Raw genomic sequence first — 26845 nt, 5'->3', positions numbered from 1 at the left:
CCTTGCACGCCTACCTGATTAATAACTTAATGTGGTGATACTCGTAGTGGCTTGTTCAATTTGATCAGGCCCCACGGCATCGTTTTTGCATTGATAGTTTGCATACAGCGCCAACTGATCGGCGTAATGGGGGTCTACTTGCCCATCTGGATGCACAAAGCCACTTTGCCCTGGCGCAATCACAGAGCACATACGGAACTGTGCTTTATCTAATATCACCATGAAATTCGCACTGCCGCTGTTGCCATACACAGGAATGGATTGTTCATGTGTGGCAGATCCCCATGGCACCCCCACCGCATTTTTATGGGAAAACAGCATGGTCGGTACCGGTACACGCCATTGATCAGAGTTTGTGCCGTGCTTAGCACTGAGCTGCTGCACGGCGCGCTCTAAAGCCTGCAATGACACCTCAGAGGCAGAACGTCCTCGTAAGAAATCAATGGTTTGGGGCACGGAGCTTTGGTCTTGTTGTAGTGCATTCCAAAGCAACTTGCTGGCAGCGGCAGGCTGGGCACTACGTGGGTCATTAGCGCCCACATAAAACGGGACTTGATACGTACGTAAAACAGAAGCAGGCAGATTAGGAGCTAAAACTAATTCCGTTAACTGCTCTAGCCAAGCACGTAATACGGCGGGTGCTACACCCTCGTAGTGCGTTTGTTGGGCATTGGGTTTTAAAGTGTAGTTCCAAGCGGCTAATTCCGAAGCTAATTGCTTCACACGCTGACTGGCTTGGGGTTGCTGTGCCGCTGCTACGATATAAGGCATAAAATACCGCGCATGCAAATCAGCCCAGGCGCCTTGTTGATTTACAGCCCAAATTTCCTCTTGGCTCAACTGAGCTCGGGCCGTTAATGGCGCTAACAGCTCATTGACTCGGTCTACAGCCGAAAAATTGGACGAGTCCGCCAGTAAATCAGCAGAAATTTTATTATTCCAACTGGCAATGAATCCTTGACTTGGGTTCAAGGTTTTTGGATTTTGACTAAAGGGGTGAAAGCCTAGCCATTCCATCGAGCCATCGCCTTTAGCCGGAAATTGAATAGACTGGGTTTCAGGACGAATAGGTAAACGACCTAATCCCGCTGCGCCAATCGTATTATTAGCATCGGCATAAAACCACGTAATGGACGCGGCAACGCGCTGGGCCTGTTGCATGAACTCATCCCAATTACTGGCTTTAGCGGCCTCGGCCCACCCTAACAAGGTCTCTATTTCAACCCCTTCCCAGCTGCGTCTATTAGCATACGCGGTATGGTTCGCTGTATCCCATGCACTGACATAGCCCTGCTCGCTTTTGTACACATCAAGCTCTACGGGATCTTGGCCTTTCACTGCAATACGTATTGCCTTATGTTCTAGTGGCCTGTACGCCCCTTTGTACCAGTACTCTAGCGGATTATCGGGGTTTAATTGCAATTGATACACATCATTGGTATCTAAAGAGCCAACGGTAGAACCCCAAGCAATTTGGCCATTGGTACCAAATAAAATAGCAGGAAGACCTACAGCTGTGATGCCAGTAAGATCATAACCTGCCCCATGCAAACCAATTCCATAGGTTATCGCAGGCGTGTACCACCCCTGTTGCGGGCCATTGTAGAGCACTGGCACTGCCTCTTGGGTTTTAGCTGCACTCATAACCCATGCATTGCTTGCGGTTGGCACGCCGTTCATCACGCCATCGCCCAGCGCTAAGCGGGCGGCGTGGTGATAATGCGTAGCACCCTGTTCTGATAATGGCTGTAAATAATCCACGGCGGTGGGCTGGGCTGCACTGTGCAGACGCTCTGGAATAATCACTGGGGCAGCCGGGTCATTTAACCACTTCAATTGGTCATAAAGCTGTTGCCCTCGCTTTGCGCCCTGATCGTGCTGCAACTGCTGCAATAACTGCAAATTGGTCACTTCGGAGCTGGATGCAAAAAAACGATTTAAAATTAAGCCCACCCACACCATAGCAATATCTTCGGCGACCCACTCAGAAGGCAAGAAGCCATACTCGCTGAATTCCTGCGGCAACAACTGATTAGGTTTGGTTAATACTTCTTTTACGCGCTGACTAAAGCCCGCTGCGTAGCCTGAAAAAATAGCGTAATCTTCTGGAGACAAGGCTTGAACTTGACGCTGAATATCCGCCGGGTCAAAGCGGCTATGGGTGGCCTTATCTGTTTCTAGGTAATCAGGTCCTAATACCTCGGCTACCGTGCCCCACCCCGTGCGCTTTGCCATTTCCATCTGAAATAAACGATCGGTTGCAATGGCATAGCCATACCCATAAAACACGCCATAGGTATCGGCTGCGTACACATGCGGTACCCCGTACTGATCCCGTTTAATTGTTACGTCTTTTTGTACTGACGTCGTGGGGGTCGCACACCCTGCAAGCAAGCTCATTGCGATCGCCGACACCGTTAGTCCCATGCTTAAGCGTAGTGCTTTAATTGGCATGATAAAGCAGTCTCCATATTATTTAGTTGTATAAGCTTTAAAACTAAAGCTTTTAGGTGTAAAAAGATACACGTGAATACAATAGAGCAAATACAACGAAATAAAAACTAGGAAAACTCCTTAATCCCAACGACCACCTAGGGCGGTGATTAAGCGTATGGCGCTGATATAAAGCTCACTTTGGAGGTTTAATAAGGCGCGCTGAGCAGATAAGGCATTGGTTTCAACTTGAACCACAGACAAATAATCAATGAGCCCCGCCTCGTATTGATTGCGCGTCAGTTGCAAGGACTGCTGTGCGGCGGCCACAACACGCTCTTGGCTTTGCACCTCTTGGCGTAACCCGTGTGTCTGCACCAGCGCATCCTCTACCTCGCGCAAAGCATCTAAGGCCGTTTTCTTATAGGTGGCCGCTTGAACATCGTAAGTGGCTTCGGCCTCGCGAATGCGAGCCGAACGCGCGCCCCCATCAAATAAGGTCAAAGCCAAAGCCGGACCTAAGGACCAAAATCGCGCTGGCGCACTGATCCAATCCGACCAAGAACCACTGCGATACCCGCCCTGAGCCGAAAGGGTAAGGTTAGGGAACCAAGCCGCGGTTGCCACGCCGATTTGTGCATTAGCCGCCGCAACACGGCGTTCAGCCGCTATCACATCGGGGCGGCGCACCAGTAACTGAGCAGGCAACCCTACCGGCACAGATGGCAGTACCCCCAAATCCGCCTCAGCGCTCAGCTCAAACTCGGCCGGAGCCTTTCCTACCAACACAGCCATCGCGTTTCGTAATAAAAACCACTGGCGCTCTAGTGCTAAGGCTTGGGTACGTGCATTTTCTAATTGCGTTTCCGCCGCCGCCACATCCGCAGGCGAAATTAAGCCTGCCTCTAAACGATTTCGCGTCATTTGCAAGCTACGTTCATAGGCGGCAAGGGTTTGTTCGTAAAGCTGTTGGCTAGCACGGATATTTTTAGCTTGAAAGTAGCTTTGCGCCAAAGTGGACTCGAGACTCAGGCGTACCGCATCGGTATCTGCCGCACTGGCTTGTTGTTGTGCCGTGCCGGCCTCGACCGAGCGACGAACACGCCCCCACACGTCTAGCTCCCAGCTGACATTAGCACTGAGGGAATATTGGTCAGTCGGGCTGGTTTGCCCTGAACCTGAACGTTGTGAGGAGGCTTGAGAGCCCACCGTCGGAAAAAACCCCGCCTGTGTCTGTTGCAAAGCGGCTTGGGCTTGCCTATACCGCGCTTCAGCTTGTGCTAAATCGAGGTTTGCGCTGTGTAACTGGGTCATCCAGATATTAAGCGTGGGTTCCTGAAAAAGTTGCCACCACGGTTGTGAGACGGGAATGTGCTTGGGGTCGATTTGAAACCATGCGCTATCTGTAGCCTGCTCGCGATAGGCATAATCTACGCTTAAAGGCGTCTCAATGGTTTGATAATCAGGACCGACAGCACACCCTGTTATCGCACCCAGACTTAACAACACCCCTGCCCATTTTTTCATACTGTGGCCTTTTTTGTTGGTCGGAAAAACTGCGCAATGCGCTCTAGATAGATATACACCACCGGCGTGGTGTAAAGCGTAAGAAGCTGGCTGACGATCAACCCCCCCACAATGGTTAGGCCTAAAGGTTGACGCATTTCCACCCCTGGCCCGGTGGCAATAATTAATGGCACCGCACCTAAAATGGCTGAAATAGTGGTCATCATAATGGGGCGAAAACGCACCATGCAGGCTTCAAAAGCCGCCTCGGTCACAGCTAAGCCTTTGTCTCGCTGTGCATGCAACGCATAATCCACCATCATAATGGCGTTTTTCTTGACGATACCAATCAATAAAAACACACCAATCATGGCAATAATAGAGAACTCTTCATTAACGAGCTTTAAGGCTAATAACGCCCCAATTCCGGCAGATGGCAAGGTAGAAAGAATGGTCAGAGGGTGCATATAGCTCTCATACAGCATCCCCAAAACAATGTACATCACGGCTAAAGCGGCCAAGATCAGCATGGGCTGTTGCGCAATAGCTTGTTGCATCATTCGTGCCGAGCCTTCGTAACCCGCCTGAATCTGATGAGTAGGTAAGCTAATGCGCGCCATGGCCTCATCAATCGCACGTACGGCCTGATCCAACGACACCCCATCGGCAAGACCAAATGACACACTTTCTGCAATGAATAGACCTTGGTGACTCACACTGAGCGGTGCATTACCGTGCTCAAAATGAGTGAAGACAGACAACGGGATACGCTTGCCTTCGTGCGTTACGACCTCGAGCTGCTGTAGCGCCTCGATATCTTGAGAAAACCGTTTCTCTACCCCCATCACAATGTAATATTGGTTTAAGCGCCCATACACGACTCCTACTTGGCGCTGACTAAAAGCGCTGTTTAACGTGGACGCTACCAACGCCATATCAATACCTAACGAGGTGGCCTTTTCCCTATCAATCACCAGCTCGATGCGCGCCCCTTTGTCTTCAGAGTCTGCATCTACGTCCGTTAGCTCGGGCAAAGCCGCCATTGCTCGTTGCACCTTGGGCTGCCACTCTTTGAGCACCGATAGCTCACTGCCTAATAAGCTATAGCTATAGGAACCAGAGCGCCCAAGGCCACCCCCCACAAAAATATCTTGCTGAGGCGTCAGAAATAAGCGCGCACCTGGCTCGGACTGAAGCTGGTTGCGTAACCGCGCAACAACCTCAAGGGCGCTCACATCACGCTGATCTAACGGCACAAGCTCGACCAGAATCGTCGAGGAATTGCTTCCGCCCCGCCCACCTGCAAACACAGCAACGTTTTGTACAGCGGGATCCGCCTGAATAATTTGACGAAACGCATCCAGCTTGGGCTTCATGGCCTCAAAGGACATGCCTCGGTCCGTTCTAAAGAACCCCATGAGCTGGCCGGTGTCTTGCTGGGGAAACAAGCCTTTGGGTACCGTAGCGTATAAATAGCCATTTAAAGCAATGGTTGCCAATAAAGATAATAGGGTCAAAAAGCGGTAACGTAATGCCCACGTTAAAGTGATTTTATACACGGCACTGCAGTAGGCTCCGCATCGAAGCAAGACCCGCTCTAAGGCATAGGTGGCACGGTCAGCCACCCCATGCGGACGCGAACGCAAAAGCCTAGCGGCCATCATGGGCGTCAGCATAAGCGAAATCAACCATGAAATCATGACCGCTACCGATAAGGTCACAGCAAACTCTTTAAATAACCGCCCTACTAAGCCGCCCACTAACCACAACGGGATAAACACCGCCACTAATGAGAGGCTCATGGCGGTAACAGTAAATCCGACCGTACGTACGCCACGCGCAGCGGCCCGCAATGGGCTAAGACCTTGCTCTAAGTAGCGCATAATGCTTTCCAACACCACAATAGCATCGTCCACCACAAAACCCGTTGCCACAATCAACGCCATCAACGAAATGGTATTTAAGGTAAAACCAAAAAAATACATTAACGCAAAGGTACTAATCAACGAGGCCGGCACCGCCACAGCAGGAATTAACGCGGCGCGCCAGTCTCGTAAAAACAGAAGTACTACCAGCACCACGAGCCCGACGGCAATGAATAAGGTGGTTTGCGCTTCGGTTAAGGTAGCACGAATACTGGGGGTACGATCTTGAGCCACCTGTAAACGTACATCTGAAGGCAGCATGGCCTCGAGCTGTGGAATACGTGCGCGAATGTCTTCCACTGTTTCAATAATATTGGCATCGGCTTGACGCCGCACAATTAACAAAACGGCTTCTTGATTGTTCACATAACCTAAGTTATTAATGTCTTCGACCGAATCCTCAACCGTCGCGACATCCTGTAAGCGAATTGCACTGTCCTCGTTCCATCCGATAATTAATGGCGCGATTTGCTGTGCTTGGTTCATTTGCCGATTGGTGCTGAGCCACCATTGTTCATCGTCATTTTCTACATAGCCATTAGGCCGCAATGGGTTAGCCCCATTTAGAGCCGTACGTATGTCATCTAAGGCCAGACCAGCTACTGCTAAGGCCTGAGGATTCACACTAATACGCACCGCGGGTAAGGAACCACCACCTACATCTACCTGACCTACCCCGCGCACTTGTGCCAATTTCTGGGCTACGATGGTGGTAGCCATATCGTAAAGCTGCCCTTGTGTAGCAACAGGCGAGGTCATGGCTAAGACCATGATGGGCGCTGCGCTGGGATTCACTTTAAAGTAAGAAGGTACGCCACGCATGCCCGAAGGCATCATGGGCATGGCTTGATTAATGGCCCCTTGCACATCGCGAGCGGCCTCGTTAATGTCGCGCTCTAGATCAAACATCAAAGTAATACGTGTAGAGCCTTCTGAGCTACGGGAGCTCATTTCGCTAAGCCCCGAGATCGCCCCCAGCGCCTGCTCTAAGGGGGTAGCCACACTTGATGCCATGGTTTCTGGACTCGCCCCAGGCAAATTAGCGCTGACCGAAATCATAGGGAAATCCATTTGCGGCAAGGGAGCCACAGGCAGCTGACTGAGCGCTAAAAGACCGCTGAACACCATAGCAATACACAACAACGTGGTTGCTACAGGACGCATAATAAAAAGCGTTAACCAGCGTTTCATGCTCGGCTCTGCTTATAGGCCTGCCAGCGCTGCGCCCAGCGATCAAAAAACAAATAGATCACAGGGGTAGTAAATAACGTCAGCAACTGACTACAAATTAAACCACCTACCATCACTAAGCCTAGCGGTTGACGCATCTCTGCACCGGCTCCGGTCGCGAGCATCAAAGGGATGGCGCTAAATAAAGCAGCAAACGTGGTCATTAAAATAGGACGAAAACGCAAAAGGGCCGCTTGATAAATAGCTGTATGGGCGGGCAGCTTGTCTTGACGTTGTGCCACTAAAGCAAAGTCAATCATCATAATGGCGTTTTTCTTGACAATACCAATCAGCAAAATAATGCCAATTACGCCCACCATGTCGAGCTCGCGTCCGGTTAAAAGCAAAGCGGCTAGGGCTCCAATGGTAGCCGAAGGCAACGTCGACAAAATAGTGACGGGATGAATATAGCTTTCATATAAAACGCCCAACACAATATACATGGTGAGCACCGCCGCTAACATCAACCATAAGGTACTGGATAGAGACGCCTCAAAAGCCTGCGCCGCCCCTAAAAAGCGCAACTCGGAGGACTCGGGCAACTGCGCCTCGATAGCACTTTGCTGAATCGCATCTACCGCATCAGAAAGGGAGTAGCCTGACGCCACATTAAACGACAATTGAGTCGCAGGGAACTGATCCAAACGATCAATAGAAAGCTCGACAGGAGCTAACTGCATGCGCGCTACCGTAGCCAATGGCACCACTTGACCACTGCGCGTAGGTAAATAAATAGACTGCAAGCTATCTGGCGACTGCCTAAATTCGGGGGCTACCTCGAGCACCACACGATATTGAGCCGATTGAGTATAAATGGTAGAGATCAGGCGCTGACCAAATGCGTCATACAATACATCATCAATGGTGGCTTTGCTGATCCCTAAGCGGGCGGCAGCGTCACGATCCACATTCACAATGACTTGTTGACCACGCATTTGTAAATCGGTGGCTACCTCCGCCAACTGCGGTAATTGTTGCAGTTGCTCGGCCCACAAAGGGGTCCATTCATTTAATACTGTTGGATCGGGATCCGACAACGCCATTTGATAGGCGGTGCGACTAATTTGATCATCAACGGTTAGCTCTTGTACGGGTTGAAAATAGAGCCGAAAGTCAGGTTGCGGTGCGAAACTGGCAGCAAGCTGCTCGATGACGGCCGAGGCCACCAAGCGACGCTGCGCATGCGGTTTTAAGGCAATTTGCATACGCCCTGTATTGAGGGTGGCATTGCTGCCGTCCACCCCAATAAACGACGTGACGGCTGCTACGTCGGGGTGGGTCAGAATGGTTTCCGCTGCCTGAGTTTGCAACCGTGACATAGCACTAAAAGACGCCGCCTGAGGCCCTTCAGTAATGGCTTGAATCATGCCCGTGTCTTGCTGTGGGAAAAACCCTTTAGGCACCAGCAAGTACATACCGCCCGTTAACACTAAGGTGGCTACGGCCACCCACAACGTTAAGGTTTGACGCTTTAATACCCACTGCAAGCCGCGCTCGTACGAGCGAGTTAAAGCGTGCATTGTACGGTCAGACCACTGAACGAATCGCCCTTGCTGTTGGGGTTGGTCGGCGGGAGCGCGTAAATACAGCGCGCACATCATCGGTGTTAGGCTTAGCGAAATAAACAACGACAATGAAATAGCAATGGCCAATGTAATGGCGAACTCTTGGAATAAACGCCCAATGACATCGGACATAAAAAGCAACGGGATCAACACCGCAATTAACGACACCGTTAATGAAATCAATGTGAAAGTGATTTGCTGCGCCCCTTTTAGCGCCGCCTGCAAAGGCTGCATTCCTTCTTCGATGTAGCGCGCAATGTTTTCAATCATCACAATGGCATCGTCAACCACAAACCCTGTGGCTATGGTTAAGGCCATGAGGGTTAGGTTATTAATGCTGAACCCCCACAAAAACATAATCGCAAAGGTACCAGCAATGGATAAAGGCACCACCACAGAGGGAATAAAGGTCGCAGTCCAAGTACGTAAAAAGACGAAAGTCACCAACACCACTAGGGCGATAGCCATCAGCATTTCAATTTGCACTTGTTTTACGGAGTCTCGGATCGTGAGGGTGCGATCTGTGGCGACTTGAATATCCACCCCCGTCGGCAATGAACGTTGCAAGCTATCGAGTTGTTGTTTAATGCTTTCAGCCACCTCAATGACGTTCGCACCGGGCTGACGTTGAATATTTAACAAAATAGCGGGCTCAGTACCTATCCATGCTGCTTGGCGTAAGTCTTCGGCGTCTTGAACCACCGTAGCAATATCACCTAAACGCAGTGGTGCCTCGTTCACGTACTGAATAATTAAATTTTCGTAGTCCTCAACAGAACGCAACTGTTCGTTAGCACTGATGGTAGTGGATCGTTTGGGCCCATCTAAACTGCCTTTGGGCTGATTGACGTTTGCCCCTATTACAGCCTGTCGTACCGCAGACAACGCCACATTTCGTGCCGCTAGGGCTTCGGGATTGACTTGAATGCGCACGGCGGGGCGCTGCCCTCCCGCTATACTCACCAAACCCACCCCCGACACTTGAGACAGCTTTTGGGCCACACGCAAATCAATAAGATCACGGACTTGAGGTAGAGGCAGAGTCGGCGACGTAACAGCCAAACTAATGACCGGTTGATCGGCAGGGTTCACCTTGTTGTACAGCGGTGGTGACGGTAAATCAGAGGGCAACATAGTCGATGCCGCATTAATAGCCGCTTGGACTTCTTGCTCGGCAATCGCCAATGACAAACCCAGATCAAACTGCAAGGTAATGCGTGACGCCCCGCCCGAGCTGCTTGAGCTCATTTGCGCTAGGCCGGGCATTTGTCCGAATTGTCGCTCTAGCGGCGAGGTCACCAAAGAGGCCATGACACTAGGGCTGGCACCTGGGTATAAGGTGACAACCTGGATAGTGGGGTAATCGACCTGCGGCAAGGCTGCCACAGGTAAGCTTTTATAACCCAGTAAACCCGCTAACAAGAGGGCTACCATCGCCAGGGTGGTCGCCACAGGTCGCAGAATAAATATCCTAGAAATCGTCACCGCTGCAGTACCTTATGCTTAAGAAGCGCTAGGAGTGCGGCCGCTACCACCCCCGTTCCGACCGTTGACTGTACCGTTAATGGGCTCGACTTGGCTGCCCTCACGCAAACGATCGGTGCCTTCGACAACGACTTTTTCACCTTGTTCTAGCCCTGCAGTAATAAGGCTACGTTCATCGGTGGTGAGCCCTACCGTGACTTTGCGAATGGCGACCTGATTGTCATCAGATACCACGTACACAAAATCGCCAATCGAACCCGTTTGGATGGCCTCGCTAGGTACGACTAAACCGTTGTGGTTAGCTAATAGCACACTGACACTCACAAACTGATTAGGAAATAATCGGTTATCTAGATTAGGCATTGAGGCTTTAACACGAATCGTACCGGTATCAAGATTAATTTGATTGTCTACTGCCAAAATAGAGCCTGAACTGACCAATTTGTTTTGGCGATCGCTAACATAAACGCTTAGCTCACTCTCAAGCTGTAAGCGTTCGAGTAAGCGCTGTAAGTCGTTTTCGGGTAGGGCAAAACTGACCGCAATGGGTTGGGTTTGTGTGATAACCACAAGCCCATCTGTATTGGCTGCAGAAATTAAATTGCCCTCGTCCAGATTACGTAAGCCTAAACGACCGTTAATCGGGGCCGTCATTTGGGTATAGCCTAACTGCAACTGTGCATCGTCTACGGCAGCTTGGGCCGAGGTCACAGACCCTTCGAGCTGATTGACTAAAGCCCGCTGTGAATCGACTTGTTGTTTGGCAATGGACTGCTGTTTTTCAAGCTGAGTGTAACGAGCTAAATCGGATTTAGCTTGCGTTAATTGCGCTTGAATTTGGCGCAATTGGCCCTGCGCCTGATCAAGCTTAGCCTGATACGGTCGTGGATCAATTTCAGCTAACACTGCCCCAGCTTGGACAAACTGACCGTCTTTAAAATTCAGTTTTATCAGCTCGCCTTCGACACGACTGCGCACGACCACGGTATTAAAGGCTTGGACCGTGCCGACGGCTTGGAGACGTTCCTCGACCACACCCATACTGACATCAGCCGTACGGACAGGGGTTTTTTGACCGCGCAGCGTTACGGCTGCACGGGCGTTTGAGCTAGAGTCTGTTGATTTATACTGCGACCATCCATACCAACCTGCGACCACTACTACAACTACCAAAACCCAAAGCCAGCGTCGTGCTGGCTTTGGGGAAACGTGGTCATTTTTTTCTGTCATGTATGAATTCTCCAGCCATAATTAGCCCACATTACAACGTGCAATAGTAAAGGAAATGTTTTCTTTGACGGTCAAGGGCTTTTGTTCACCGTCATGACGAGAAAAGCGCACTAAAATCACATACTTATTGGCGCTCATTTCTGGAAACACTTCGTATTTTTCATTTACCCAGACGCGTAAAAGCTGAAAGCTTTTGCCGCCTAGCATTTCTTGATACGAGCCATCGGTGGCTACTTGCTCGGTCGTGTCACCCGCCCCACGTAAAATACGCAAAATTAGGCTGAGGGCGTTAAACAACGGCATAAAGCACGCCGACCAGCCCGCAATATCGGACTGACGTTTGGCCACACTTTGCATTTGCCAACCATAAAAAGATGGCATGTCTACTGGCGAGTATCCACCGGGCACCACTAATCGGCCACGTAAGCTAGATAACCATTCGTTATTTCGTAGCTCTTGGCCACTGCGACCTTGACTGGCTAAAGCACTAGAAATATCGTGAATTTCAGCTAGCATTTTATCTAGCATGTCAGCCGATACTTGGGGGTGCTCGCGCAATGCGGCTAAGGCCGCACGCTGACGCTCGAGATCTTGTAGAACCATACCACGCAAGTCAGAGCGTTCGGTCACATCCAACAAGTCAAACAACGTAGCAATGGCAACCTGGTGCATATAACTGTCTGCACCTTCGGTGAAGTAAAACAAACGTTTAAATAAAGACTCGACACGTAAAAAAGTGCGTACTCGTTCGTTACAGGGGTATTCGTATAAAATCACGCAATAAAAACCCTAAATTGATTCATGTTTTGTTTGGCAAAATTAGCTTACAAGCCGAGCCATAGCTGATGCTTTAATTGGGTACGTTCGGTAAGTTGCGCAAGTGTGGTGTGCGCGTCATTCAGGATGACATCATCTGCCACAGCAAGACGCTGCGTTCTGGTGGCCTGAGCGTCCATGATACGCTTGATTTGAGCCACCGTCAGCCCACTACGTTGCTGAACCCGAGCAATTTGGGTGGCCTCGTCGCAATCGACGACACAAACCCGATCCAGCTGAGAGATCCAGTGCTTAGACTCGACAAGTAAAGGTATAACCACTACAACATAACAACCTTGAGCTTGCTGTACTTGTCTAAATGTAAGATCTCTAATCAAAGGGTGCAAAATCGCCTGCAAGACTTCGCGTTGTTCAGGCTGACTAAAAACCAACTCGCGCATTTGGTCGCGACACATCGCCCCTTTTTCAGTAATAAACTGATCGCCAAAGTGCTGACGAATGGGCTCAATGGCCGCCCCCTGAGGCGCGGTTATTTGATGAGCAATTAGATCGGTATCTACCGTGGTGGCGCCCCATTGTTCTAGTAGCGTCGCCACAAAAGACTTGCCTGAGCCAATACCCCCCGTTAGGCCGACTTTTAGTCGTTTCTGAGTCATAGATGTAAAATCGTTATAAAACAAATGGATGCGGACACCACCACACCAACCAAGCCGCACTAACCAAATAGGGGCCAAACGCACAAGCGCCTTTAGGACGCCAAGAGCGCTGCTGGTAGGCTTGACTTAAAAAACATAGGACACACGCTAGACACAGCACATATAACAGCGCACTGCTGCCTAGCCAAGGTGTGATTGCAACCAATAATTTAACATTACCCAGCCCAACTAGGGGCAAAGCAAACCATAATTTTCCAAAGAACTGAATCAAACGACCGCACAAATACACGCCAGCCATCGCCCAGAGAGTAGAGCTAAGCAGCTCGGGCGTTTTTACGCTGAGCTGAATTAAACCCCACCATAATAAGGCCTGGGTAAATACATCAGGTAACAACAAACAGGCGTGATCCGTACGAGCCAGCAACCACAATAAGCCAAGCCAGATGAATAAATCATGAATGGAATAAGACCACACCCCGTTAATTTGAAGTAGGTGTAGATAAGACAAGGCCCAAAACAACCCAAAACCTAAAGCAGTGCCTATATACTGGACAGTAATGACTGGAGTAGGCGCATGGTGTACGCAATGCCACCATAGCGTTTCGTCAGCCCAGGCGCCAGCGTGAACCTGAGCTGCATAATACGGAATGACCGTCAAAGACATATGCGTCAGTAGCAAGGTTCCTAAGCCAATATATAATGCATTGAAATACATACTTTACCCTTTTGTTCCCCAAGGAGCTTTCTGATGAAACTACGCATCACTCGTCCTCTGGCTACGCTTTCTGCTGTGTTGCTGATAGGGCTTGTTGCCGGCTGTGCCCAAACCCCTGTTCAAGAGCATTCAGGACGCGCTAGCACCCTTAGCGATGCCCAAGAAAAAGCACGGGGTCAACGTGATGGCTCTAAAAACAAAGGCTCGTCTCAAGTCGCCATTGGCTTTGGCGACAAAGGGGGGGTAACACACGCCGCTGCCTTGCCTAAAGGCGGCATTCGTGAACTGTACGAAGCCAAAACCTTTTTAGGTACCATTTCGTGCGCGGCCACACAGGTTAACTGTTCACCCGTCCAATTTACGGTCACACTCAGCCCCAGCGGTATGTGGCGCATGCGGGCCACGGAAATTTCTGCCACCACACCTAACGCTGCAGTAGCCCAAGGCTGTTGGCACCAAATAGGCAGGGAACCAACACGGATTCTTTTAGAAACCCAACAGCAAACCGTCTTAGCTGACCTCAGTTTTGTCCACGACCAGCAGTTGCGCGTTAATGTGTTTAACTACGTAACCCCTACCCTAGAGACTCACTTAAGCAGACAACAAGATATTGACGGCATTGACGAGCTACAGAACCAGACCGGCCCTGCCTGTCGCCCTTGATCTAGCCGCGAGCGACTGACCTCAAGCAACTGCACTAGCTCTAGCGCATTGCGCACGCGAAGCTTTTGAAATAAGTTTGCGCGATGCGCTTCCACTGTACGTTGCGAAACAAATAAATCACCAGCAATGCGTTTATTTGCTTTACCCAACACAATTTCAGTGGATACCTGCTTTTCCATTGGGGTAAGAGCACTCACTAAAACAGCGGCAAACATAAAAAACTCCTCCTTAATCCCTAGCATTGGGTATTTTAAGGAGGAGTTTTTTTATTGGTAAGCCCCCAATTATTAGGGCGTATAAACCCGTATTGAAGGATAGCTCGCGCTTAGACCTCTAAATTATCGATTAAGCGTGTTTGCCCAAGACGGGCTGCACCTAAGGCGACGAGTGGCTCGCCCTCGACTACCTGAGTGACAGTTGGGCTTAATAAATCACTTTGGCGACGTAACGACAGGTAATCGACTGACCAGCCTTGCTGTTCGAGCTGTTTGACTGCATCGGCCTCAATGGCGGCAATATCCGTTTGCCCCGCTAAAATTTGGGCACGCACAGCCTGTAAACATGCATAGAGCTCGGGGGCTTGAGCACGCTCTTGGGCACTGAGGTAGCGGTTGCGGGATGACATGGCTAAGCCGTCAGTTTCTCGTACCGTTTCGTGCGCTAAAATTTCAACGGGCAGTTGAAACTGACGGCACATCTTACGCACTACCATTAATTGTTGGTAATCTTTTTTCCCAAATACCGCCACCCGAGGCTGCACACAGGAAAACAGTTTCATGACGACGGTACTGACCCCATCAAAAAACCCAGGGCGCACCTTACCCTCTAAAATGTTACCTAAATCGGTAGGAGGTTGCATCGTAAAGCTTTGCGGCTCGGGGTACATTTCCTTTTCAGACGGCGCAAACAATACATACACGTCCCGTGCTTTTTCCATTTTTTCTATGTCTTGAGCCAATGTGCGGGGGTACTCGGCAAAGTCTTCGTTAGGCCCAAACTGTAATGGGTTTACAAAGATACTGGCAACGACGGGATCGCCGTGCTGACGGGCCAACTTCATCAGAGCTAAATGACCCTCGTGCAAATTTCCCATAGTGGGCACAAAGGCAATTCGCGACTGTCCTTGTAACTGATCACGTAACTCTTGAATAGTATGTACAACCTTCACTCGGAACTCCGATGGAAAAAATTAAGCGGTAACAGTAGGTTGCGTATACGCTAACCGTAAGTAAATGGGCGCATAGGGCTCGGCTTGGGTGAGTGCAACCAGAGACTCTTTTGCTAGCTCTAGCATAGCTAAAAAGTGCACAACCACTACCGCCGCTGCGTCGGTAATTGCTTGCCCTAAGACATCATCAAACAACTGATTAAACTCTAAAAACTCATGGTTAGACAAGCGGCGTAAAATTTGACTCATGTGATCGCGCACAGAAAGCTGCTCGCGGGTGATCGTATGAGATTGATGAAGTTTAGCGCGTTGCAAAATACCTAACCAAGCTTCACGCAAATCGTCGGCACACACATCGGGGAACACCTCTTCGATGTGCAAATCAACCTGTACAGCACTGAGTTCGAAATCACGCTCTACCCGTGGCAGGTCTTCCAGTGCTAGAGCGGCTCGCTTCATTTGCTCGTAGGCCAGCAAGCGGCGCACTAACTCGGCCCGTGGGTCTTCCACTTCCTCGCCGGTATCCGCCTTTTTAACAGGCAGCAACATGCGCGACTTAATCTCAATTAAGAGCGCCGCCATTAATAAATACTCGCCCGCTAACTCTAGATTCGTTTGACGAATTTGCTCGACATAACTGAGGTATTGCTCTGTGACCTGCGCCATGGGAATATCCAGCACATCTAAGTTCTGCTTGCGAATTAAATACAGCAAGAGATCAAGTGGCCCTTCGAAGCTATGTAAAATGACTTCTAAGGCCTGAGGGGGGATATAGAGGTCGTGCGGGAGACTAAATAATGGCTCGCCATACAAACGCGCAAACGCTTCCTTAGGCGCTAAGGAAGTCTCGGGTTCTAGCACTGAGGTGTCCAAAAGATCGTCCACCCCTTAAAACACGTTGAGCTTAGGGATTTTGGTAATACACATAAGGATCTTGGGGCACATTAGCAGCTTTGTAGTCGGCTTGAGCCTCTTGATCAATGGGTTTGTCCCATAAACGGCCCCGTCCCTCGCGTTGCTTTGCATCGGTCTCGGGATGCTGCTTTTTGAAATTGTTTAGGAACTGGGTGATATCAGATTCGTAATTCTTTGCCATAATGGGGTGTAAAGAAAAAATTGAACATACGCACAGTGTACTGCAATCCTATGCCAACCGAACAGCTTCCCTCACAATCTATCTCCCAATTATCTGCCCGTGAACGCCAAGCCATACGTATTATTCCGTATATCGTTGGCTGTGCCTTATTTATGCAAATGCTTGATGCAACAGTGGTCGCCACTGCGCTGCCCATGATGGCCCAAGCTTTAGGCACCGATGTAGTGCGCATGAACACCATTATCACCAGTTATTTATTGGCGGTGGCGGTATTTGTTCCTATCAGTGGCTGGGCCGCAGATCGTTTTGGGGCGCGACGGGTTTTTATTGCCGCTGTTTTACTCTTTACGCTTAGCTCTGTGGCTTGCGCGGCGTCACAAACACTACCGCAACTGATTGCCGCACGCATTGTGCAGGGGGTCGCTGGTGCCATGATGGTGCCGGTTGGACGCATTATTATGCTGCGCCGTGTGCCTAAAGACGAACTGCTGGGGGCAATGGCTGTGTTAAGTCTGCCGGCGTTACTTGGGCCAATTATTGGGCCACCAGTAGGTGGTTTTTTTGTTACCTACATGAGCTGGCACTGGATCTTCTTAATGAATGTTCCCGTAGGCATACTGGGCATTTTCCTTATTTTAAAATTTATACGCGTAGACGTCATTGCCGACAAGCCACCGTTGGATTGGTTTGGTTTTATTCTTAGTGCTACGGCTCTGGCTTGCTTAGTGATTAGCTTTGAGTCTTTTGGACACAGCGAATTCACGCCGCGTCAGCTTGCCTTATTGCTTAGCACTGGCCTCATAACTGCGCTGTGGTATATCTGGCATGCACGCCATACCGCTTTTCCCATTTTAGACCTGTCCCTACTAAAAACGCGCAGCTTTGCGGTCTCAATTCTAGGGGGCAACTTATGTCGCTTTGCCTTGGGGTCAGTACCCTTTATGCTAGCTATTTTATTGCAGTTAGGTTTTGGGCTAAGCCCCATGACCGCCGGTTTGGTCACATTTACCAGCGCTGTCGGGGCATTAGTCATCAAGCCGCTAGCGCCAGCCATTATTCGCCGTTTTGGCTATCGCACTGTGCTGATGTATAACGCTTTGCTGACGGGGCTTTTTATCGCAGTTTGTGCCGTATTTAACGAGCAAACATCTTTATGGGTGATTTCATTGGTCTTGGCTATAGGTGGTTTATTTAGGTCTCTGCAATTTACTGCCGTCAATACCCTGACTTATGTTGACCTTAGCCAAAATGCCATGAGCCGTGCTAGCTCGTTTGCAGCCATGGCCCAACAGCTAGGTATCAGTTTAGGAGTGGCTTGCGCAGCCATCACATTAAATATCAGTATGCAGCTGCACGGTAACATCAGCGTAAATCAAAATGATTTGTTTTGGGGGTTTATCGTCATGGGGCTATTAACGGCTTTATCTTTTTTCTCTTTTAAACGCTTGCCTCGGCGTCAGCCTGATTTCGCCTCTAGTTCAAAAAAAGAGTAGAATTGATGCGATTTTTTATTTAATTACATCTAATTTCGCTTAAAAGCCAAAAGGTACCTATGAATACAATTCCTGCTTGCCCTCAATGCGGTATGGAACACACCTACCCCGACCAAGACCATTACATTTGTCCCGATTGTGCTCACGAATGGCCAATGCAGGCTGAAACTCAGGCAGAAGACTCACCGATAGTGCGTGATAGCAATGGCACTCCGCTTCAAGACGGTGACGATGTGTTGCTTATCAAAGACTTAAAAGTAAAAGGCTCATCCACTAATCTCAAAAAAGGCACCAAAGTACGCGGCATTCGTATTATTGAAGGCGACCACGATATTGCCTGTCGCATTAACGGCACCCCCTACGAGTTAAAGTCCGAGTTTCTGAAAAAAGCCTAAGCGTGGCGGGTGGTTCTAACACCATCAGGTTCAGCATGCACAAAAAAACGGCCGTGATCTCATTGCATCGCAGCCGTTTCACTAATTATCTATTTAAAAACTAAGTAGTAGACCCACACACGCTGCACTTTGGGTCTTTACGGAAACGCACGGTATGCCACTGCATTGTCAACGCATCAACGCTTAATAGGCGCCCTACGAGCGGTTCTCCGAAGCCGCCAATCACTTTTAATGCCTCGGCGGCTTGAATGCAGCCCACCATGCCCACTAATGGCCCTAACACCCCGGTGGTAGCGCAACGCAGCTCTTGAACATCATCAGCCTCTGGAAAAAGGCAGTGATAGCAAGGCGCCTGGTCGTCACGCAGGTCGTACACACTGATTTGCCCCGCAAAACGAATACCCGCGCCCGAAACAATGGGTACACGATGACGAACGGCAGCGCGATTAATCGCATGGCGCGTAGCGAAATTATCTGTGCAGTCCAGCACCACATCGTGCTGCGGCATTAAGCGATCCAGATCGGCATCAGACAACCGCTGCGCCAATGGCTCGATGATGATTAGCGGATTTAACGCCTGCAAAGTTTGCTGCCCCGACTGCGCCTTGTTTACCCCAACCCGTTCGGAATTATGCAATATTTGACGCTGTAAATTACTGAGATCGACCTCATCATCATCGACGAGGGTGATGTGACCCACCCCCGCAGCAGCTAAATAATACGCAGCAGGAGAACCTAAGCCGCCAGCGCCTACGATGAGAACTTTGGCAGCTGACACTTTTTCTTGAGCCTCAATGCCATACTCGTCCAATAAAATATGACGAGCATAGCGCATGAGTTGTGCATCATCTAACGACATACGGCCTTTTATTTTTGAATCGGTTGCACACCTTCAGGAGTGATACGGAAACGCTGTACCTCTTGGGTATTAGTCGCTTTTACTGGGCTTTTTTTTTCAGCCTCTGCTGACTGTGCTGTCGCGTTTTCTGAATCCGCTTGAACCAGAGTGGGGTCTGTTTTTTTAACAGGCCGTCCCTCTAGGTGGTTGATAGCCTGACGCAGTTGGAAGTCGTCCTCGCCCCCAAACTCAAACATTTTTGGGTCTTTAACGTAGGTCTCATCTGCACCAAGGGTAGATTCGTCCTCGACCACCGCATTGTTTAAGTGACGCTGTAGGTCTGCCTCGCGCGGAATACGGAACAAGTTGCCATTAGGCGTATCATCTACATAGACATCGGGCTCGACCCCAGTGACCTGGATGGATTTACCACTGGGTGTGTAATAGAGTGCTGTGGTCAGCTTAATGCCTGCCTCGGCACTAAGCGGCAACACGCTTTGTACAGAGCCCTTACCAAAACTGCGTGTACCCATTACCGTGGCACGACCGTGATCCTGTAGCGCGCCAGCAACAATTTCAGAAGCCGATGCCGAACCCGCATTAATTAACACCACAATCGGAATCTGTTTGAGCCAATCCATTTGCTCGAGCATTTGACGATCGTTGCTGCCTAGAACCTGAGTGATGGGCTTAACGTAGTACTCACGATTGGATGAAGGAATACGACCCTTGGTTGAAACCACCAAATCGCCACTGTTTAAGAAAGCCGAGGACACGCCAATAGCGCTATCTAGCAATCCACCGGGGTCGTTACGCAAGTCGAGCACCAAGCCGCGAGGGGCTTGACCATTGCTTAGGGTTTGAAGCTGACGCACTAAATCGGCAGCTGTGCGCTCTTGGAATTGGGAAATACGCACATAGAGCAAATCGTCATCTAAGCGCTTGCCACGTACACTTTGTACTTTAATGTGGTCACGCACAATAGTTACTTTAAACGGCTTTTGGTCGCCACGCTGGATTTCCAGTTCGATTGAGGTGTTAGGCTGACCACGCATCATTTTGACCGCATCGTTTAATGGCATGTCTTTGGTGGATTTGCCGTCTATGCCTACGATCACGTCCCCAGCCAGAATACCGGCCTTGGCAGCTGGTGTGTCTTCGATAGGTGAAATAACCGTGGGATAGCCATTTTCATGACCAATTTCAATACCTAACCCGCCAAAACCGCCTTGGGTCATGGACTCCATGTCTTTAAACGCATCAGCGTCAAGATAAGACGAATGAGGGTCTAGCTCGTTAAATAGGCCTTTAATGGCTTCGTTAATTAACGCTTCGTCACCCAGTGGCTCGACGTAGCTGCTTTTAATTGCAGAATACACATTGGCAAACTGCTGCAGTTCACGCAAGGGTAAAGGCTCGCCTCGTTGAGCGACAGCATTGATCGCTAAGCTCGCTAATACGCCACCTACTCCACCAAGTACTAGTAATCCTATACGGTTTAGCCTACGAGTGCCCATGCACAAAGTCCTATTTATCTAAATTGAAATCACGCCTATATAGCGCACTATAGCGGAATTATAGACAGTTCGCTCTTTAATTGCGTAGCCAAAGTTGTGGGTTTACCGGTTGACCATGATGGCGTATTTCAATATAAACGCCCGGATCGACCTGTCCACCCGTTGCCCCTACTCTAGCAATTGCGTCGCCAGTCGAGACGATATCCCCTACCTGTTTTAACACGCTTTGGTTATTACCATAAACACTTAGGAAACCTTCGCCGTGATCCACAATTAATAAGTTACCAAATCCTGACATCCAATTAGCAAAAACCACACGTCCTGGGGCAATGGCTTTAACCGGAGTGCCCGCGGCAGCGCGCAATACAATACCGCGCCAAGTACCACCGTCGGGACGCTCGCCACCAAACATGCCGAGTTGCTCGCCACGCACAGGCGGTGGCGCACCTTTTTTTAAGCCCTTAAAGCCATTTGGGGGCTCGGTGGGGGCTTGTACTTTTGGCTCTACTCGAACCGGCTTTGGCTCGGGCTCTGCTGGTTGCGCGGGCGTGTGGGCTAGAGCATGCCAACGCGCTTCTTCTTTGCGGGCGGCCTCACGCTCTGCAGCCAGTTGTTTATCGCGCTTGAGCTGTGCTTGGCGTAAAGCGACCAAATCGGTCTCGTTTTGAGATTGTTGCGCTTGTTCCTGCTGCTGACGCAATTGTTCAGCCTGTGCTTTTGCTTCCGCAATGCGCTGCTGCTCTGCTTTCAGCGCTTGCTGTCGTTGTGCCTCAGCAAGACGCTTTTGTTCGGCCAAACGACGCGCCTCTTCGGCTTTACGGCGCGCTTCCTCGGCGCGTCGGCGCTCTTCGGCTAAACGGCGTAACTCGGCCTGACGCGCAATTTCTTTTTCTAAGCCGGTGATCAACTGACCTAGTCGAGCGTCGTTAGTGGCTAAGTGCTGAGCCTGTTTTTGTTGGGCAGCCAGCTCGGTCTCAATGTTTTTTAAGACCTGCTCTCGCTCGGCCTGTTGACTTTGCAACTGTTGTTTTTGTGCTTCAGTTTTTTGCGTTAGCTGCACGAGTTCTGTTTCGTTTTTCTGTACAGCCGCCTTCAGCTGCTGCAAACGCTCGAGGCCTTTTTGGAGTTGCCGTACCTGATTGGCTTGAGCTTGATTTACATACCCCAAATATCCCAGCTCGCGCTGAATTTCTTGGGGGTCATTGCCTGAGAGTAATGCCGTCCAAGGGGATAAGCCGTTTGCATACTGGCTACGTAACTGCTCTGCTAGTTGGGCCTGCCCCTCGTTTTGTTGCTGCTGCTGCGCGGTAATTTGAGCTTGCAAATCAGCCAAATGTGTTTGCACTTGTTTTTGACGCTGCTGTAAGGCGTTGAGCTCGCGGTCGGTGCTGGAAATACGCGTCTCTACATCTCGTAATGCATGCGTGGCGTCTTTCTTGTTGGTTTGCGTGGACTCAATATGCTTTTGCAATTGGTTAATACGCTGCTGAAGCTCAGCACGTTGCTTTTGAGCTTCAGCTTGCTGCGCGCTTAGGTTGGCTTGGGCCCATAGCAAGCTCTGGCCACAGACCATCAGCACACATGCCAACCCAACACGCATCATTTTTTTCATGGTTTTGTTTATTTGGCCTTGCCTTGATTAGCGACTGCGGCCATTTGGGCCTTGATCGCGTCCTCATCGCCTAAAAAGTAATGGCGAATGGGTTTTAAGTTTTCATCTAACTCGTATACCAAGGGCTGACCAGTAGGCAGGTTCAAATGCACAATGTCTTCTTCGGAGATGTTATCCAAATGTTTGATCAACGCACGCAAGCTATTACCATGTGCTGTAATTAAGACATTGCGGCCTGAGCGAATGGCTGGAGCAATGCTATCGTTCCAGAAAGGGACGACGCGCTCAACCGTTTGCTCTAGGCACTCGGTAGCAGGCAGTTGCTCGGGCTTTAAGTTGGCATAGCGTGGGTCGTTCTTGGGGTGACGTGGATCGTCTTCAGCGACTGGGTCAGGGCCAATGGCATAGGCACGACGCCAGATCATGACTTGCTCGTCACCATACTTTTCTGCGGTTTCTGCTTTATTTAAGCCTTGTAAAGTACCATAATGACGCTCGTTTAAGCGCCAGGTTTTGCCTACAGGGATATGAACGCTATCCATGGTATCTAAAACAATCCATAATGTACGGATTGCACGTTTTAATACGGAGCTAAATGCGATATCAAAAGAAAACCCGTTGGCTTTTAAGAGCTCTCCGGCTTGTTTGGCTTGTTCACGACCCGCTTCGGTCAAATCAACATCTGTCCAGCCGGTGAAACGATTTTCTAGGTTCCACTGGCTCTCGCCGTGGCGCATCAATACAAGTTTATACATGGTAAAAATAGCCTTTAGGTTGCAAAATTTTTGTCCATTATAATTAGTCGAAACAGCCCTTTAACACTTTTAATCTAAACTAAGTTTTACACAGGACGCATCGTGGACTTTTTAACCGATACCAACAATCTGCTGATACTCGTGGTGGCCTTTATTTCCGGCATGATGTTGATGTTCCCTAGCCTCTCTAAACGCGGAGGCCAGTTTCTATCTCCAAGCCAAGCGACTCAAAAAATTAATCAGCAAAATGCAATTTTAATCGATATACGCGCAGGCGACAGTTATAAAGCAGGTCACATTGCGCAATCACGTCATATTACGGCGGCCGACCTCGTCAGCAAGACCGAAAAAATTGCTAAAGATAAGCCCATTATCTTAGTGTGCGATTCTGGACGCAATGCCTCTCGTCAAGTGGCGACATTGCGCAAACAAGGCTTTAATGATGTTTCCGTTCTAGAGGGCGGCCTTATGGCTTGGACTCAAGCCGGCTTACCTCTTAAAAAATCATAACTTTACTCACTAAAAGGCATGACTCATGGCTAAAGTTACAATGTATTGCACTGTGGTTTGCCCCTTTTGCACCCGTGCAGAAATGTTGTTAAAACAACGTGGTGTGACAGAGATCGAAAAAATCTTTATTGATAAAGATCCTGCTCAGCGTGACATTATGATGGAGCGCACCAAGCGTCGTACCGTGCCACAAATTTACATAGATGATAAACATATTGGTGGTTACGACGATTTAGCCGCATTAGATCAAGCAGGTGGCCTAGTCCCCCTGCTTTCAGCATAACGGCCTAGTTAACCTTATCACTTTCTACCCCTAAAGGAATGTCTCATGGCAGAGAACCAAGAAAACCAAAACGCAGGCTCTACAGAACAAAACGCCTCGCCCGTATTCAGCTTACAGCGCACCTACGTTAAAGACCTATCGCTAGAAATGCCCAACGCACCTGAAATTTTTCTAGAGCAAGAGGCCCCTACTGTATCAGTAGAAATTAACGTTAGCGCTCAGCGTTTAGCACAAACTGTCTTCGAGTCCGCCGTCACCGCTACCGTTACCACCCGCATTGAAGACAAAGTGCTTTACTTGGTTGAAGCCACTCAAGCCGGTATTTTTGAAATCGACAATATTCCTGCCGAGCAAATGGATCCGCTTATTGGTATTGTGTGTCCAACTATGTTGTACCCCTACCTGCGTGCCACCATTGCTGATGCGATCAACCGCACCTCCTTGCCAGCTCTGCACCTAAGCGAAGTTAACTTCCAAGCCCTGTACGAGCAACGTGCTGCGGAACAAGCCGGTACGGCCGCAACCGAACAGGTTCAGTAATGCCAGCGCCTGCCCTATCTTCTGTACCCGTATCCGTACTTGGCGCAGGCAGTTGGGGCACCGCTTTAGCGGCGCTCGCCAGTCAGCGTGCCTCAACAACAATTTGGGCACGCAGTGCTCATAGCGCCGCACAAATTAACGAACAGCATCAACTTCCGCACTACTTACCTGGCATTCACCTGCCTACGCAGTTACAGGCAACAATCGATTTTGAGCAAGCCCTAGCCCACGCATTAGGAAACGACACGCAAGCTGGCTTAATTATTTTAGGTGTGCCCCTAGCTGGTCTAGCAGAGCTTTGTCAACGCATCAACGCTACCCTACCGGCAACACGTCGTCATCCGCTTTTTCTTTTACGCACAAGCAAGGGCTTTGATCCTGTAACAGGGCAGCTGCCTCATCAGATTACCGATCACCATCTTCGTAACGCCCCGTGGCTGCACACTGGCACGCTGTCGGGCCCGTCTTTTGCTCTAGAGGTGGCTAAAGGGCTGCCCTTTGGGTTGACGGTAGCCAGTCACTCACACGTCTTGTGTCAAACGACCGTAGACATTTTTCATGGTCACAGCGCCCGCATCTACAGCAGCACGGATTTGATGGGCGTGGAAATTGGTGGCGCGTTAAAAAACATTATTGCTATTGCGTGTGGTATAGCAGATGGACTTCAGCTAGGTACGAATGCACGGGCAGCGCTCATCACACGTGGCCTAGCCGAAATGCAGCGTTTAGGGGTCGCTTTAGGTGGCGAAGCAGCAACGTTTACCGGCTTAACGGGTCTAGGAGACTTGGTCCTTACGACCACAGGCGACCTCTCTAGAAACCGTCAGGTGGGTTTAGCTTTAGCTCAAGGGCAGTCTCTGGATGCGATTTTAGCCTCTGGGTTAACCGCTGAAGGCGTGCGCTGTGCTCAAGCTGCACATACACTGGCTTTACACCACCAAATACAAGCCCCCATCACATCGGCTGTTTGTGATGTACTATTTAATGGTTTAGCTCCATACCAAGCAGTGCAGCAACTCCTTGCGCGCGATCCTCGTTTAGAAACCTCACTGTAAAAAAATTAAATATGCTTACTCACTTACCTAAAAAAATGCTGGCCGTACTGGGCAGCGCTATGCTTTGTTTATCGCTAAATTCCGTAGCGACTGCAGCCGACTGGCCGACTAAAACCATTCAAATGGTGGTGCCTTTCCCAGCAGGTTCTTCGCCTGACATTTTGGCACGCACGTTGGCCGAGCCAATGTCTAAAGAGCTGGGTCAAACCATCATCATCGAGAACAAACCCGGTGCAGGGGGCAATATCGGCACGCGTTATGTGAGCCAAGCTAAACCAGATGGTTACACTCTGCTTTTAACTATCAATGGCCCCATGGTTACCGCGCCCACTTTATACAAAAACACGCTTGGCTACGATCCACTTAAAGATCTACAACCTATTTCCTTGGTTGGCACTAGCCCTAATGTATTGATCGTGCCCGCTAACTCTCCCGCTGAAAACATTGATCAATTCATTGATTTAGCTAAGAAAGAAAAAGGTAAGTTAAATTACGGCTCTGTCGGGGCAGGTAGTGCTTCTCATTTAAGCATGGCTATGCTTGAACATGAGGCCGATATCGAGCTTGCGCACATTCCTTATAGCGGTTTCCCTCAAATTATTGCAGGGGTCATTGCAGGCGATATTGACGCTGCTTTCATGGTACCTGGCATCGCCATGCCCCAAGTTAACTCTGGCAAAATTCGCGCTTTGGCTGTCACTAGCCTAGAGGAAAGTGATTTAATCCCTGGCCTGGCTCCGATTGCCGCCGACGAGAAATACAAAGGCTTTGAGGCGATTTCCTGGGATGCACTTTTTGTTCCCACCGGCACCCCTGATGAGATCGTCCAGCGTCTAAATCAATTAACCCAAGAAGTTATTGCACGCCCTGATGTTCAAGAAAAAATCCGTGCTTTATACTTCACCCCGGTTTCTTCTAGCCCTGAAGACATGACCGGTTTGATCGAATCTGAAAAAGAACGCTGGGATGCCGTGATTGAGCGTCTAAATCTAACACTAGATTAAACGTTCTATGCCTGCTTAGCTACGCCAAAGGTCACTGAGCCACAACCACCATTGTTGTGGCTCTTTTTGTGTGCTATGAAAGCAGGTAAAAGACACCCAGCCTAACCCGCATCCTCTCTTAGACGCGCGTCATAACCAGCTATGAGCGATTCAGCGCGGAGCGAGCGCCAGCGAGTGAGCACTGCCTAGCGAATGGCTGATTATGAAAGCGCGTCCAAAAGAATACGTTTTAATCCATGATCGCATTTTTCAAAGGCAAAGTACGTTTTTTGTTACTCCTGCATTTCCCTTTAGCACAAGACGCTTAGTTACTCCTGCATTCCCTCAGCACAAAGCGCTTAGTTGCTCCCGCAGCCCCCCTCAGCATCACGCTCTCACTAGGCAGTGCTCGCTC

The 26845-nt window shown here is 49.7% G+C and carries 24 protein-coding genes; 8 read left to right on the top strand and 16 right to left on the bottom strand.

Going from position 1 to position 26845, the window contains the following annotated elements:
• Positions 1–18: 18 nt before the first annotated feature.
• The 8 genes from GGR41_RS09160 to GGR41_RS09125 all read right to left on the bottom strand — a co-directional run bounded on the left by GGR41_RS09160 (position 19) and on the right by GGR41_RS09125 (position 13522).
• Positions 19–2454: a penicillin acylase family protein gene (locus GGR41_RS09160; protein WP_167661572.1), complete on the bottom strand. Its 2436-nt coding sequence runs from the start codon at positions 2452–2454 to the stop codon at positions 19–21.
• A gap of 120 nt (positions 2455–2574) precedes the next feature.
• On the bottom strand, positions 2575–3960 hold the full coding sequence (locus GGR41_RS09155) for an efflux transporter outer membrane subunit (protein ID WP_167661571.1): 1386 nt from the start codon (positions 3958–3960) through the stop codon (positions 2575–2577).
• A complete protein-coding gene (locus GGR41_RS09150; RefSeq protein ID WP_167661570.1) occupies positions 3957–7055 on the bottom strand; it encodes an efflux RND transporter permease subunit in 3099 nt (1032 codons plus the stop codon). Before GGR41_RS09150 ends, GGR41_RS09155 begins: the two co-directional genes overlap by 4 nt.
• Positions 7052–10144 (bottom strand): multidrug efflux RND transporter permease subunit, encoded by a 3093-nt coding sequence (locus GGR41_RS09145; protein WP_167661569.1) that lies wholly within the window; start codon positions 10142–10144, stop codon positions 7052–7054. The genes GGR41_RS09150 and GGR41_RS09145 overlap by 4 nt, the downstream gene beginning before the upstream one ends.
• 18 nt (positions 10145–10162) lie before the next feature.
• Positions 10163–11374 (bottom strand): efflux RND transporter periplasmic adaptor subunit, encoded by a 1212-nt coding sequence (locus GGR41_RS09140; protein ID WP_167661568.1) that lies wholly within the window; start codon positions 11372–11374, stop codon positions 10163–10165.
• A 21-nt stretch (positions 11375–11395) separates the two neighbouring features.
• Complete coding sequence (zapD, locus tag GGR41_RS09135; RefSeq protein WP_167661567.1) at positions 11396–12151, bottom strand: cell division protein ZapD; 756 nt, start codon at positions 12149–12151, stop codon at positions 11396–11398.
• A gap of 47 nt (positions 12152–12198) precedes the next feature.
• A complete protein-coding gene (coaE, locus tag GGR41_RS09130; RefSeq protein ID WP_167661566.1) occupies positions 12199–12807 on the bottom strand; it encodes a dephospho-CoA kinase in 609 nt (202 codons plus the stop codon).
• A 13-nt stretch (positions 12808–12820) separates the two neighbouring features.
• A complete protein-coding gene (locus GGR41_RS09125; RefSeq protein ID WP_167661565.1) occupies positions 12821–13522 on the bottom strand; it encodes a prepilin peptidase in 702 nt (233 codons plus the stop codon).
• 33 nt (positions 13523–13555) lie between these two features.
• Between GGR41_RS09125 and GGR41_RS09120 the strand changes: the two genes are divergently transcribed.
• Entirely contained in the window at positions 13556–14185 is a 630-nt protein-coding gene (locus tag GGR41_RS09120; RefSeq protein ID WP_167661564.1) for a hypothetical protein, read from the top strand.
• Here the strand turns inward: GGR41_RS09120 and GGR41_RS09115 are convergent.
• The 4 genes from GGR41_RS09115 to GGR41_RS09100 all read right to left on the bottom strand — a co-directional run bounded on the left by GGR41_RS09115 (position 14110) and on the right by GGR41_RS09100 (position 16449).
• Entirely contained in the window at positions 14110–14364 is a 255-nt protein-coding gene (locus GGR41_RS09115) for a LuxR C-terminal-related transcriptional regulator (protein WP_229711135.1), read from the bottom strand. The two genes, GGR41_RS09120 and GGR41_RS09115, sit on opposite strands and share 76 nt — an antisense overlap.
• A 146-nt stretch (positions 14365–14510) precedes the next feature.
• Positions 14511–15353 carry a pantoate--beta-alanine ligase gene (gene panC, locus GGR41_RS09110; RefSeq protein ID WP_167661563.1) on the bottom strand — a complete coding sequence of 281 codons (843 nt, stop codon included), beginning with the start codon at positions 15351–15353 and terminating at the stop codon, positions 14511–14513.
• A 21-nt stretch (positions 15354–15374) separates the two neighbouring features.
• The gene (locus tag GGR41_RS09105; protein ID WP_209279789.1) at positions 15375–16226 is read right to left on the bottom strand and encodes a segregation and condensation protein A; all 852 of its coding nucleotides are present in this window, start codon (positions 16224–16226) and stop codon (positions 15375–15377) included.
• A 31-nt stretch (positions 16227–16257) separates the two neighbouring features.
• Positions 16258–16449 carry a DUF3460 family protein gene (locus tag GGR41_RS09100; protein ID WP_077733938.1) on the bottom strand — a complete coding sequence of 64 codons (192 nt, stop codon included), beginning with the start codon at positions 16447–16449 and terminating at the stop codon, positions 16258–16260.
• 50 nt (positions 16450–16499) lie between these two features.
• Here GGR41_RS09100 and GGR41_RS09095 point away from each other — a divergent pair, with 50 nt between their 5' ends.
• Both GGR41_RS09095 and GGR41_RS09090 read left to right on the top strand, forming a co-directional pair.
• Positions 16500–17942, top strand: a complete 1443-nt coding sequence (locus tag GGR41_RS09095; RefSeq protein WP_167661704.1) for a DHA2 family efflux MFS transporter permease subunit — start codon at positions 16500–16502, stop codon at positions 17940–17942.
• 59 nt (positions 17943–18001) lie between these two features.
• Positions 18002–18337 (top strand): zinc ribbon domain-containing protein YjdM, encoded by a 336-nt coding sequence (locus tag GGR41_RS09090; protein ID WP_167661561.1) that lies wholly within the window; start codon positions 18002–18004, stop codon positions 18335–18337.
• Between the two features lie 100 nt (positions 18338–18437).
• Here the strand turns inward: GGR41_RS09090 and GGR41_RS09085 are convergent, their stop codons facing one another.
• From GGR41_RS09085 to gpmA, 4 genes are all read right to left on the bottom strand, one after another.
• Positions 18438–19196, bottom strand: coding sequence for a HesA/MoeB/ThiF family protein (locus GGR41_RS09085; protein ID WP_167661560.1), 759 nt, complete (start codon positions 19194–19196; stop codon positions 18438–18440).
• Between the two features lie 8 nt (positions 19197–19204).
• Entirely contained in the window at positions 19205–20692 is a 1488-nt protein-coding gene (locus GGR41_RS09080; RefSeq protein ID WP_167661559.1) for a S41 family peptidase, read from the bottom strand.
• A 76-nt stretch (positions 20693–20768) separates the two neighbouring features.
• Positions 20769–22304, bottom strand: coding sequence for a murein hydrolase activator EnvC family protein (locus tag GGR41_RS09075; RefSeq protein ID WP_229711122.1), 1536 nt, complete (start codon positions 22302–22304; stop codon positions 20769–20771).
• Between the two features lie 8 nt (positions 22305–22312).
• On the bottom strand, positions 22313–23059 hold the full coding sequence (gene gpmA / locus GGR41_RS09070; RefSeq protein ID WP_167661558.1) for a 2,3-diphosphoglycerate-dependent phosphoglycerate mutase: 747 nt from the start codon (positions 23057–23059) through the stop codon (positions 22313–22315).
• A 102-nt stretch (positions 23060–23161) separates the two neighbouring features.
• Between gpmA and GGR41_RS09065 the strand changes: the two genes are divergently transcribed.
• The 5 genes from GGR41_RS09065 to GGR41_RS09045 are packed head-to-tail and all read left to right on the top strand — an operon-like array spanning position 23162 to position 26451.
• On the top strand, positions 23162–23569 hold the full coding sequence (locus GGR41_RS09065) for a rhodanese-like domain-containing protein (protein ID WP_167661557.1): 408 nt from the start codon (positions 23162–23164) through the stop codon (positions 23567–23569).
• Positions 23570–23594: 25 nt separating this feature from the next.
• Positions 23595–23852, top strand: coding sequence for a glutaredoxin 3 (grxC, locus tag GGR41_RS09060; RefSeq protein WP_167661556.1), 258 nt, complete (start codon positions 23595–23597; stop codon positions 23850–23852).
• A gap of 45 nt (positions 23853–23897) precedes the next feature.
• The gene (secB, locus tag GGR41_RS09055) at positions 23898–24392 is read left to right on the top strand and encodes a protein-export chaperone SecB (protein WP_077733942.1); all 495 of its coding nucleotides are present in this window, start codon (positions 23898–23900) and stop codon (positions 24390–24392) included.
• The gene (locus GGR41_RS09050) at positions 24392–25447 is read left to right on the top strand and encodes an NAD(P)H-dependent glycerol-3-phosphate dehydrogenase (protein WP_167661555.1); all 1056 of its coding nucleotides are present in this window, start codon (positions 24392–24394) and stop codon (positions 25445–25447) included. The genes secB and GGR41_RS09050 overlap by 1 nt, the downstream gene beginning before the upstream one ends.
• A gap of 11 nt (positions 25448–25458) precedes the next feature.
• Positions 25459–26451 carry a Bug family tripartite tricarboxylate transporter substrate binding protein gene (locus GGR41_RS09045; RefSeq protein ID WP_167661554.1) on the top strand — a complete coding sequence of 331 codons (993 nt, stop codon included), beginning with the start codon at positions 25459–25461 and terminating at the stop codon, positions 26449–26451.
• Positions 26452–26845: the final 394 nt, after the last annotated feature.

The organism is Paenalcaligenes hominis (genome assembly GCF_011927625.1).
Lineage (GTDB): Bacteria > Pseudomonadota > Gammaproteobacteria > Burkholderiales > Burkholderiaceae_B > Paenalcaligenes > Paenalcaligenes hominis.
This window is presented reverse-complemented; position numbering and strand designations above follow the sequence as displayed.

Excerpts from the sequence above, each read along its gene's own strand:
- GGR41_RS09090 (WP_167661561.1), top strand. The coding sequence starts at position 18,002 with ATGAATACAATTCCTGCTTGCCCTCAATGCGGTATGGAACACACCTAC.
- GGR41_RS09155 (WP_167661571.1), bottom strand. The coding sequence starts at position 3,960 with ATGAAAAAATGGGCAGGGGTGTTGTTAAGTCTGGGTGCGATAACAGGG.
- GGR41_RS09085 (WP_167661560.1), bottom strand. The coding sequence starts at position 19,196 with ATGTCGTTAGATGATGCACAACTCATGCGCTATGCTCGTCATATTTTA.
- GGR41_RS09100 (WP_077733938.1), bottom strand. The coding sequence starts at position 16,449 with ATGGCAAAGAATTACGAATCTGATATCACCCAGTTCCTAAACAATTTC.
- GGR41_RS09050 (WP_167661555.1), top strand. The coding sequence starts at position 24,392 with ATGCCAGCGCCTGCCCTATCTTCTGTACCCGTATCCGTACTTGGCGCA.
- grxC (WP_167661556.1), top strand. The coding sequence starts at position 23,595 with ATGGCTAAAGTTACAATGTATTGCACTGTGGTTTGCCCCTTTTGCACC.
- secB (WP_077733942.1), top strand. The coding sequence starts at position 23,898 with ATGGCAGAGAACCAAGAAAACCAAAACGCAGGCTCTACAGAACAAAAC.
- coaE (WP_167661566.1), bottom strand. The coding sequence starts at position 12,807 with ATGACTCAGAAACGACTAAAAGTCGGCCTAACGGGGGGTATTGGCTCA.
- gpmA (WP_167661558.1), bottom strand. The coding sequence starts at position 23,059 with ATGTATAAACTTGTATTGATGCGCCACGGCGAGAGCCAGTGGAACCTA.
- GGR41_RS09115 (WP_229711135.1), bottom strand. The coding sequence starts at position 14,364 with ATGGAAAAGCAGGTATCCACTGAAATTGTGTTGGGTAAAGCAAATAAA.
- GGR41_RS09095 (WP_167661704.1), top strand. The coding sequence starts at position 16,500 with ATGCCAACCGAACAGCTTCCCTCACAATCTATCTCCCAATTATCTGCC.
- GGR41_RS09120 (WP_167661564.1), top strand. The coding sequence starts at position 13,556 with ATGAAACTACGCATCACTCGTCCTCTGGCTACGCTTTCTGCTGTGTTG.
- GGR41_RS09150 (WP_167661570.1), bottom strand. The coding sequence starts at position 7,055 with ATGAAACGCTGGTTAACGCTTTTTATTATGCGTCCTGTAGCAACCACG.
- GGR41_RS09140 (WP_167661568.1), bottom strand. The coding sequence starts at position 11,374 with ATGACAGAAAAAAATGACCACGTTTCCCCAAAGCCAGCACGACGCTGG.
- GGR41_RS09125 (WP_167661565.1), bottom strand. The coding sequence starts at position 13,522 with ATGTATTTCAATGCATTATATATTGGCTTAGGAACCTTGCTACTGACG.
- GGR41_RS09045 (WP_167661554.1), top strand. The coding sequence starts at position 25,459 with ATGCTTACTCACTTACCTAAAAAAATGCTGGCCGTACTGGGCAGCGCT.
- GGR41_RS09160 (WP_167661572.1), bottom strand. The coding sequence starts at position 2,454 with ATGCCAATTAAAGCACTACGCTTAAGCATGGGACTAACGGTGTCGGCG.
- GGR41_RS09075 (WP_229711122.1), bottom strand. The coding sequence starts at position 22,304 with ATGAAAAAAATGATGCGTGTTGGGTTGGCATGTGTGCTGATGGTCTGT.
- GGR41_RS09080 (WP_167661559.1), bottom strand. The coding sequence starts at position 20,692 with ATGGGCACTCGTAGGCTAAACCGTATAGGATTACTAGTACTTGGTGGA.